We start from the raw sequence: 9317 nt of genomic DNA on the forward strand, positions 1-9317 counted from the left end.
CGAGACACGCTTGGGAAGTGCCAGCCTTCGCGTGTCTCGACTTCGCTCGACACGAACGGGAGTATAGGTTTGGCTTCCCCTTCCGGTCGTTTGCCGCCATCCGTGCCGATCTGGATCGAGCGTCCGCAATCGGTCGCCTTCCGACGTTCGAAATATATCCATATGACCCAAGACGACAACAATTCCCGATAGTGCCCGTGCCCCCGCTTGCCCCTTACCGGCTAGATGGTTAAGGCCGGTCCCCATGACCGCTACGCCGCCGCCCGTCCGCATCTCGCCCTCGATCCTCAGCGCCGACTTCGCGCGGCTGGGTGAAGAGGTACGCGCGATCGAGGAAGCGGGCGCCGACTGGGTACATATCGACGTCATGGACGGCCATTATGTCCCGAACCTGACGATCGGGCCGATGGTGGTGAAGGCGCTGCGTCCGCATTCGACCCTGCCCTTCGACGTCCATCTGATGATCAGTCCGGTCGATCATTTCCTCGACGCCTTCGCCGCCGCGGGCGCCGACATCATCACCGTCCATCCCGAGGCCGGGCCGCACATCCACCGCAGCGTCCAGCACATCAAGTCGCTCGGCAAGCAGGCGGGCGTGTCGCTCAACCCCGGCACCCCGGCGAAGATGCTCGATTATCTGATCGACGACATCGACCTCGTCTTGGTCATGAGCGTCAATCCGGGCTTCGGCGGCCAGAGCTTCATCTCCAGCCAGCTTCGCAAGATCGAGGCGGTGCGCAAGATGATCGAGAAATCGGGCCGCGACATCCGCCTCGAGGTCGATGGCGGCATCGACGCCGCCACCGCGCCGCTTGCGATCGCGGCGGGTGCCGACGTGCTCGTCGCGGGCACCGCGACCTTCAAGGGCGGGCCGGACGCCTACGCCGACAATATCCGGCGCCTCCGCGGCCTCTGATCGATGGAGGGTAGGCCTTTGACCTCTGCCCCATCCAGCCCGATTCCCGATCCGGGCGACGACACCCCGCCGCTCGACGACGGCATCGAGCCCGGCAAGAGGCTGATCCGCCTGCCTGCCGACAAGGGCCTGTCGCTCGGCGACCGCGTCGCGAACTACATCACCCGGCTGACCTGGCGCACCCCGCTGCATGCCTTTCGCCTGAAAGGGCGGTTTCCGCTGAAGCTGCTCGGCGTGCCGACCGATCCCGTTCCCGGCGACATGCGCGCGGGCACCGCGATCCGCGCCGGCCATTTCCTGCACCGCGGGCTTCGCCTCTCGCTCGGCGAGCTCGATTTCGCCGCGCTCGACGTCGCGCCGCCCTTCGCCGACTATCTCCACAGCTTCGCCTGGCTGCGCGATCTCGCCGCGACCGGCACCCGCGCCGACGGCGCCCCGATCGCCGAGGCGGTCGTGCGCCACTGGCTCGGCACCCATGGCGAGACGGTGAGCGAACCCGCGTGGAGCGCCGAGAACAGCGGCTGGCGCATCCTCTTCTGGGCCGCGCACGCGCCGCTGATCCTGTCGTCGAGCGACCTTATCTATCGCTCGGCGGTGCTCAACCATCTCGCGCGCGCGGCGCGCCACCTCGACCGCGTCGCCGACAAGACGCGCCCCGGCACCGGCCAGCTCGTCGCGTGGATCGGCATCGTCGCCGCGGCGCTGCTGATGCCCGGGGGCGAGCCGCGGCAGGTCTTCGGCGAGGCGGGCCTGCGCAAGGTCATCGAGACGAGCTTCTACGCCGACGGCGGCAATATCGCGCGCTCGCCGCAGGCACAGCTCGACGCGATCATGGCGCTGTCGATGCTCGCGCGCATCTACGACATGCGCCGCATGGAAGTACCGCCCTTCCTGCAGGAGCTGCTCGCGCGCGCGGTTCCCGCGCTGCTCGGCCTCGTCCATGCCGACGGCGGCATGGGAAGCTGGCAGGGCAGCGGCGCGACCGACGCCGCACATATTCAGGCCGTGGTCACGGCGAGCGGCGTGCGCACCCGCCCGCTCAAGCAGGCGCGCGACTGGGGCTATCAGCGGCTCGTCGCGAACAAGGTCGTGCTGCTCGCCGACGCGGCGCCGCCGCCGATCGCGCGCGTGACCGAAGCCGGCTGCGCCTCGACCCTCGCCTTCGAACTCAGCGACGGTGACGAGCGGATCGTCGTCAATTGCGGCGGCGCAGCGCTGACCGGCGCGACGATCCCCGCCGATCTCGCGCGCGGGCTCCGCACCACCGCGGCGCATTCGACGCTGACGATCGGCGACACCAATTCGACCGCGATCCTCGCCAGCGGCGCGCTCGGCCGCGGCGTGACCGAGGTCGAACTCGACCGGCGCGAGACGCCGCAGGGCAGCCGCGTCGAGATGAGCCACGACGGCTATGCGCGGCGCCACGGGCTGATCCACCGCCGCCTGCTGATCCTGTCGCCGAACGGCCGCGAGCTGCGCGGCGAGGACATGCTCCTCCCTGCCCCGCGCACCCGCCGCAAGGGCGACAAGGGTTTCACGCTGCGCTTTCACCTCGGCCGCGCCATCTCGGCGAGCCTGACCGCTGACAAGCTCGGCGCGCTGCTCCGCATCTCGGGCGGACCGCTCTGGCAGTTCCGCACTTCCGAAGGTCAGCTCGCCATCGAGGAAAGCCTGTGGGTCGATGGCGACGGCCGCCCGCACCCGACCGAACAGCTCGTCGTCACCGACACCGCGCCCGCGGGCGGCGCGAGCATCGGCTGGATCTTCAAGCATATCGGCTGAGGCCGCTTTCCCGAAAAATGTTGCGGCAAGTTCGCGCCATTTTCAGCCTGTTCCAGCAATCACCGCCCCTCTGTTTCACTCGTGTGACACTGACGTAACACAGCGGTCACACCGCGCTGCCACTCGCCCCCTCGAATCGCCGGAAGCAAATCTGCTCGGGCGATCTTCCGCACTCTCCAGGGGGAAAATATGCAATCGCTTCGCTCCGTCCGTTCGCGCATCCTGCTCGGCACCTGCCTTTCGCTCGCCGCCGCGCTGCCCGGGACCGCCTTCGCGTCCGACATCACCGGCACCGTCACCGACGCAAGCGACACGCGCGCGCTGCAGAGCGCCGAGGTTCGCATCGTGGAGCTCAATCGCGAAACCGAAGCCGGCCGCGACGGCAGCTTCCGCTTCGCCGACGTCCCCGCGGGCACCTATACGCTGGAAGCACGGTATGTCGGTGCCGCGCCGCGCACCGAAACCGTCACCGTCTCCGATGGCGGTAACGCAACGGTCACCATGATCCTCGGCACCGACGGCACGATCCTCGTCCTCGGCCAATCGGCGAACATGACGAGCGCGCTGTCACGGCAGAAGGCCGCCGACGGCGTCGAAAGCGTGCTGACCCGCGACGCGGTGGGCCAGTTTCCCGACCAGAATGTCGCCGAATCGCTGCGCCGCCTGCCCGGCATCAACATCCTCAACGATCAGGGTGAGGGCCGCTTCGTCTCGGTCCGCGGGCTCGACCCCGAACTCAACGCGACCTCGGTCAACGGCGTCCGCCTGCCCGCCCCCGAAAGCGATATCCGCTCGGTCGCGCTCGACGTGATTTCGAGCGACAGCATCGAATCGATCGAGGTCAAGAAATCGCTGACCCCCGACATGGATGCCGACACGATCGGCGCTTCGATCGAGATCAACACGACGAGCGCGTTCGAACGCCGCAAGAATCTGCTGACCGCCAAGGTCGAGGGCAGCTTCAACGACCTGTCGGAAAAGCTGACTCCAAAGGGCAGCGTGGATTTCTCGCAGCGCCTTGGCGACAATGTCGGCGTCTCGGGCGGCATTTCCTATTATCAGCGCAAGTTCGAGACCGACAATATTGAGGCCGACGGCTGGAACGAGGATGACGGCCGCGTCTTCCCCGAAGAGGTCAACTACCGCGACTATGACGTCGAACGGAAACGCCTCAGCGCCAATCTCAACCTCGATGTCCGCATCGGCAGCTCGACCAGGCTCTATGCGCGCGGCGTATACAGCCAGTTCGACGATCAGGAATATCGGCGCGAGACGAGCCTGAAGCTGGAGGATGCCGGTGCGGTCTCCGGCACCAGCGACAATCTCCTGTTCAGCGACACCAACCCCGATCCCGACGAGGATGGCGAGATCAAGGTCCAGCGTTCGCTGAAGGACCGCTTCGAGCGTCAGCGCATCCGCAGCCTCGTGCTCGGCGGCGAGACCGACACCGGCGGCTGGCACGCAAAATATTCGGTGAGCTATGCCAAATCGACCGAGCGCGAGAATGGCTCGATCGACCCTGCGAACTTCGAGCAGAAATTCGAGGGCGACGGGCTGCAGATCGGTCTGGATACGACCGATCCGCGTACGCCGCTGTACACGGTCGGCGGCCCCGCCAATGTGGTCGCCGATTTCTATAATCCGTCGGAATATGAGCTCGACAGCATCCAGGTCACGTCGCTCTCCGATTCGCGCGATCGCGAATGGGGCGCGCGCTTCGACCTCGGCCGCGAATTTGCGACCGACGGCGGCAGCTTCACGATCCAGGCGGGCGCCAAGGGCCGCTGGCGCAAGAAGAGCTACAATCTCGAAACCGTCTATTGGGAAAATGACGACCTCACGATGGCCGACCTCGTCGGCGACCAGACCTATCGCCTGATCGACATGGCGCCGGTGCTCGACAAGAAAGGGGTGCGCCGCTTCTTCGACGCCAACCGCGATATCTTCGAGCTCAACGCATTCGACTCGACGCTCGATTCGATCCTCGACGACTATTCGGTCAAGGAAGACGTCGTCGCCGGCTATCTGCTCGGGCGCTGGGACAGCGACACGCTGCGCGTCATCGGCGGCGTGCGCTACGAGCATACCAAGAACGACATTCGCGCGAACACGGTGCTGACGGTCGAGGAAGACGGCACGCTGCCCGACGGCTCGACTGCCGACGAAGACACGATCATCGTCTCGCCGAACCAGTTCCAGCGCAGCTATGGCGACTGGCTGCCGAGCCTGACGATCCGCTGGGAGCCGCAGCAGAATCTCGTGCTCCGCGCCGCAGGCTACAAGAGCCTCGTCCGGCCCAAGCTGTCGAAGCTCGCGCCGCATTTCACCATCGAACAGAATGACGACGACGAACGTGAGGGCGATTTCGGCAATCCCGACCTCAAACCCTACCGCGCGTGGAACTTCGACGCCGGGGTCGAATATTATCTGCCCGCGGGCGGCGCGCTGTCGGCGGGTGTCTTCTACAAGGACATCAAGGACTTCATCGTCGACACCAACCTCGAAGATCCGGGCACCTACAACGGCATCGCCTATGACGAGGCGACGATCCCGATCAACGGCGACAGCGCCAAAGTGTGGGGCCTCGAACTCAGCTATCAGCAGGCGCTGCGCTTCCTGCCCTCGCCGCTCGACGGGCTGCTCGTGCAGGCAAATTACACCTATACCGACGCCACCGGAAAGGTGCCGATCGATGGCGACATCACCGACCTCCGCAAGATCGCCCTGCCCGCCGCGTCGAAGCACAGCTTCAACGTCGCGCTCGGCTATGAGAAAGGCCCGGTCTCGCTGCGCCTCGCGGGCACCTATCGCTCGAAATATCTCGACGAACTCGGCGACGACGCACCCGAGGACCGGATGATCGACAATCATTTTCAGCTCGACCTGTCGGCCAAATATGATCTGACCAGGCGGTTCCAGCTCTTTTACGAGTGGGTGAACATCAACAACGCCAAATATTATGCCTACAACAATGTCGGCGCGCGGCGGAATCTGCTGCAGTTCGAGGAATATAAGTGGACAATGAAGTTCGGCGCACGGGTGAAATTCTGATGCGCCGCCTGATCGCGCTGCTGCCGCTCCTCCCGCTCGCCGCCTGCGTGGCGGGCACGGAAAAGCCCGTCATCGCCGGCCTGCCGCCGGCCTCCGTCACCGCGAGCGGCGAGACCGATCCGGTCGGCACCGGCAAGGCCGACGCCGCCGACGACCCGGCGATCTGGGTCGATCCCGCGAACCCCAGCCGCGCACTGATCGTCGCGACCGACAAGAAGGCCGGCGTCCACCTCTACGACCTGACCGGCAAAGATATCGCCTTCATCAAGGGCGGCCTCGTCAACAATGTCGATGTCGTCGGCAACATCATCGTCGCGAGCGACCGCAACGACGGGGTGAACGCGCATCTCGCGCTGTTCCGCCTCGATCCGGACAAGCCCGCGATCGCCCCGCTCGGCCGCGCGGCGGCGGGCACGGGCGAAGCCTATGGCCTCTGCCTCGGGAAGAGCGCGCCGGGCACCCCGATCACCGCGGCGCTGATCGTCAAGGACGGCACGGTGCGCGTCGGCACTATCCGCTTGCCCGAAGGCGCGGCGCCGACCTTCGCGGTGCAATGGGACTATAAGATCCCGACCCAGTCCGAAGGCTGCGTCTTCGATGGCGACACGCTTTATGTCGGCGAGGAAGACGCCGGCATCTGGCGGCTCGTGCCGAACGCAGGCGGCGTCGATGCGAAACTCGTCGCGCCGGTCGACAACCAGCGCCTCGTCGCCGATGTCGAGGGCCTCGCGACGATCGACCACAAGGGCCAGCGCTATCTCCTCGCTTCGTCACAGGGCGACAATGCCTATGCGGTCTTCCGCCTGCCGGAGATGGACTATGTCGGCCGCTTCGTGATCGCGGCGGGCACATTCGGTGCGACGAGCGAGACCGACGGGATCGAGGCGGTCGCGGGCAGCTTCGGCCCGGATTATCCCGATGGGCTTTTTCTGGCGCAGGACGGCGATAACGCCCCCAAGGCGCAGAATTTCAAGCTGGTGCGCTGGGACCGGATCGCTGCCGCTCTGGGGCTGTAAGAGATTCCCGCGGAGGCGCAGAGATCGCAGAGAGAATCAGTTCACGCGGAGACGCGGAGGAAAAGAGTTCGGCGGCCTGGCCGCCTATTTCTTTCTCTGCGATCTCTGCGCCTCTGCGGGAATATTTTTCTTCTCCGCGCCTCCGCGTCTCCGCGTGAACCCTCAAACGGTTGCCCAAATGCTTCCGCCCGCCTAGGGGGGCCGCGTCTTTCCCGTCTTGCAAAGGCCGCCCTTCCCATGACCGACCTGATTCCCGTCCGCCGCGCCCTGCTGTCCGTCAGCGACAAGGCGGGGCTCGCCGAGCTTGCCGCCGCGCTGGTCAAGCATGGCGTCGAACTCGTCTCGACCGGCGGCACCGCGAAAGCGCTGCGCGATGCGGGGCATCAGGTGCTCGACGTCGCCGACCTCACCGGCTTTCCCGAGATGATGGACGGCCGCGTCAAGACACTGCACCCGACGGTCCATGGCGGCATCCTTGCCGTCCGCGACGATGCCGCGCATGTCGCGGCGATGGAACAGCACGGTATCGGCGCGATCGATCTGGTGGTCGTCAACCTCTACCCCTTTGCCGCGACCGTCGCGAAGGGAGCGCCGCGCGACGACATCATCGAGAATATCGACATCGGCGGCCCGGCGATGGTGCGCTCGGCGGCGAAGAACCACGCTTTCGTCGGCATCGTCACCGAGCCCGAGGATTATGCCGCGGTGATCGCCGAGATGGACGCCCATGACGGCGCGACCACCATCGCCCTCCGCAAGCGCCTCGCCGCGGCCGCCTTCGCGCACACCGCGACCTATGATGGCATGATCGCGTCGTGGTTCGCCTTCGCCGATCAGGGCAAGCTCTTTCCCGACACGCTGCCGCTGACCGCCAAGCTCGCCAACGAACTGCGCTATGGCGAGAACCCGCACCAGCAGGCAGCGCTCTACCTGCCCGCCGGCCCCGCCGCGCGCGGGATCGCGCAGGCCGAGCAGGTGCAGGGCAAGGAACTGAGCTACAACAACATCAACGACGCCGACGCCGCGCTCGAACTCGTCGCCGAGTTCCGCGAGGCCGATCCGACCTGCGTCATCGTCAAGCACGCCAATCCGTGCGGCGTCGCGAGCGCGGCGACGATCGCCGAGGCCTATGACGCCGCGCTGAAGTGCGACGACGTCTCGGCGTTCGGCGGTATCATCGCGGTCAACCGGCCGCTCGACGGCGCGACCGCCGAGCTGATCAGCGGCATTTTCACCGAGGTCGTCTGCGCGCCCGACGCCGACGCCGACGCCCGCGCGGTGTTCGCGAAGAAGAAGAACCTCCGCCTGCTGCTGACCGGCGAACTCCCCGATCCGGCGCGCGGCGGCCTTATGCTCAAGACGATCGCCGGCGGCTGGCTCGCACAGAGCCGCGACAATGGCCGCATCACGCGCGCCGACCTGAAAATCGTCACCGACCGCGCGCCGACCGAGGAGGAACTCACCGACGCCCTCTTCGCCTGGACCGTCGCCAAGCATGTGAAGTCGAACGCGATCGTCTATGCCAAAGGCGGCTCGACCGCGGGCATCGGCGCGGGGCAGATGAACCGTCGCGACAGCGCGCGCATCGCCGCGGTGAAAGCCCGCGAGGCAGCGGAATCGCACGGCTGGGCGGCCCCGCGCACCGTCGGCAGCGCGGTCGCGAGCGACGCTTTCTTCCCCTTCGCCGACGGGCTGCTCGCGGCGGTCGAGGCGGGCGCGACCTGCGTGATCCAGCCCGGCGGCTCGATCCGCGACGACGAGGTGATCGCGGCGGCGAACGAAGCGGGGCTGGCGATGGTGTTCACCGGGATGCGGCATTTCCGCCACTGACACCCGCTCCGTTCGGGCTGAGCTTGTCGAAGCCCTGTTCTTCCTTCAAAGAAAGAACGGCCCTTCGACAGGCTCGGGGCGAGCGGATTGAATTGGCGATACCGCTTTGATTCAAGGACCACCATGACCGCCACCGCCCGCAAGCCGTCGATCATCCAACGCCTCTACGACTGGACGATGGAGAAGTCGGCGCACCCGCACGCCGAGTTCTGGCTGGCGCTGGTCGCCTTCGTCGAGGCGAGCTTCTTTCCGATCCCGCCGCACCCGCTGCTCGGCCTCATGTGCCTCGCGAACCCGAAGAAGGCGGTGCGCTATGCGATCATCTGCACGCTCGCGTCGGTCGCGGGTGGGATGCTCGGCTATTCGATCGGCTACTTCCTGTACGAGAGCGTCGGCCTGTGGCTGCTCGGCGTGCTCGGGCTGACCGACGCCTTTCCGCCGGCCGCCTGCTATCTGCGCGAGTTCGGTGCCGAGATCATCCTGATCAAGGGCGCGACGCCGATCCCGTTCAAGCTGCTGACGATCACCGCCGGCTTCATCCACATGAATTTCTGGACCTTTTTGTGGGCGAGCCTCGCCAGCCGGGCCTTTTCCTTCATGCTCGTCGGAATCCTGTTCCGGCTGTTCGGGGCGCCGATCAAGGCGTTCATCGACAAATATCTGATGTGGGTCGCAGGCGCCTTCCTGGTCGCGGTGGTCGCGGGTTTCCTGATCATCGGCGC

Annotated in this window: 6 protein-coding genes; all 6 read left to right on the plus strand. The window is 66.4% G+C overall.

Features of this window, described 5'->3' with window-relative positions:
* The first annotated feature begins 244 nt into the window (after nucleotides 1-244).
* Nucleotides 245-916, plus strand: coding sequence for a ribulose-phosphate 3-epimerase (rpe, locus tag ACE3SL_RS04345; RefSeq protein WP_374524535.1), 672 nt, complete (start codon nucleotides 245-247; stop codon nucleotides 914-916).
* A 3-nt stretch (nucleotides 917-919) separates the two neighbouring features.
* A complete protein-coding gene (locus ACE3SL_RS04350; RefSeq protein WP_374524536.1) occupies nucleotides 920-2698 on the plus strand; it encodes a heparinase II/III family protein in 1779 nt (592 codons plus the stop codon).
* Nucleotides 2699-2887: 189 nt separating this feature from the next.
* Nucleotides 2888-5749: a TonB-dependent receptor gene (locus tag ACE3SL_RS04355; RefSeq protein ID WP_374524537.1), complete on the plus strand. Its 2862-nt coding sequence runs from the start codon at nucleotides 2888-2890 to the stop codon at nucleotides 5747-5749.
* The gene (locus ACE3SL_RS04360; RefSeq protein WP_374524539.1) at nucleotides 5749-6765 is read left to right on the plus strand and encodes a phytase; all 1017 of its coding nucleotides are present in this window, start codon (nucleotides 5749-5751) and stop codon (nucleotides 6763-6765) included. The genes ACE3SL_RS04355 and ACE3SL_RS04360 overlap by 1 nt, the downstream gene beginning before the upstream one ends.
* A gap of 237 nt (nucleotides 6766-7002) precedes the next feature.
* The gene (purH, locus tag ACE3SL_RS04365; protein WP_374524538.1) at nucleotides 7003-8595 is read left to right on the plus strand and encodes a bifunctional phosphoribosylaminoimidazolecarboxamide formyltransferase/IMP cyclohydrolase; all 1593 of its coding nucleotides are present in this window, start codon (nucleotides 7003-7005) and stop codon (nucleotides 8593-8595) included.
* A gap of 150 nt (nucleotides 8596-8745) precedes the next feature.
* Nucleotides 8746-9317 (plus strand): YqaA family protein (locus tag ACE3SL_RS04370; RefSeq protein WP_374524540.1); only part of this gene is annotated, 572 nt, incomplete at its 3' end.

The organism is Sphingopyxis sp. (assembly GCF_041916015.1).
Classification (GTDB): Bacteria; Pseudomonadota; Alphaproteobacteria; order Sphingomonadales; family Sphingomonadaceae; genus Sphingopyxis.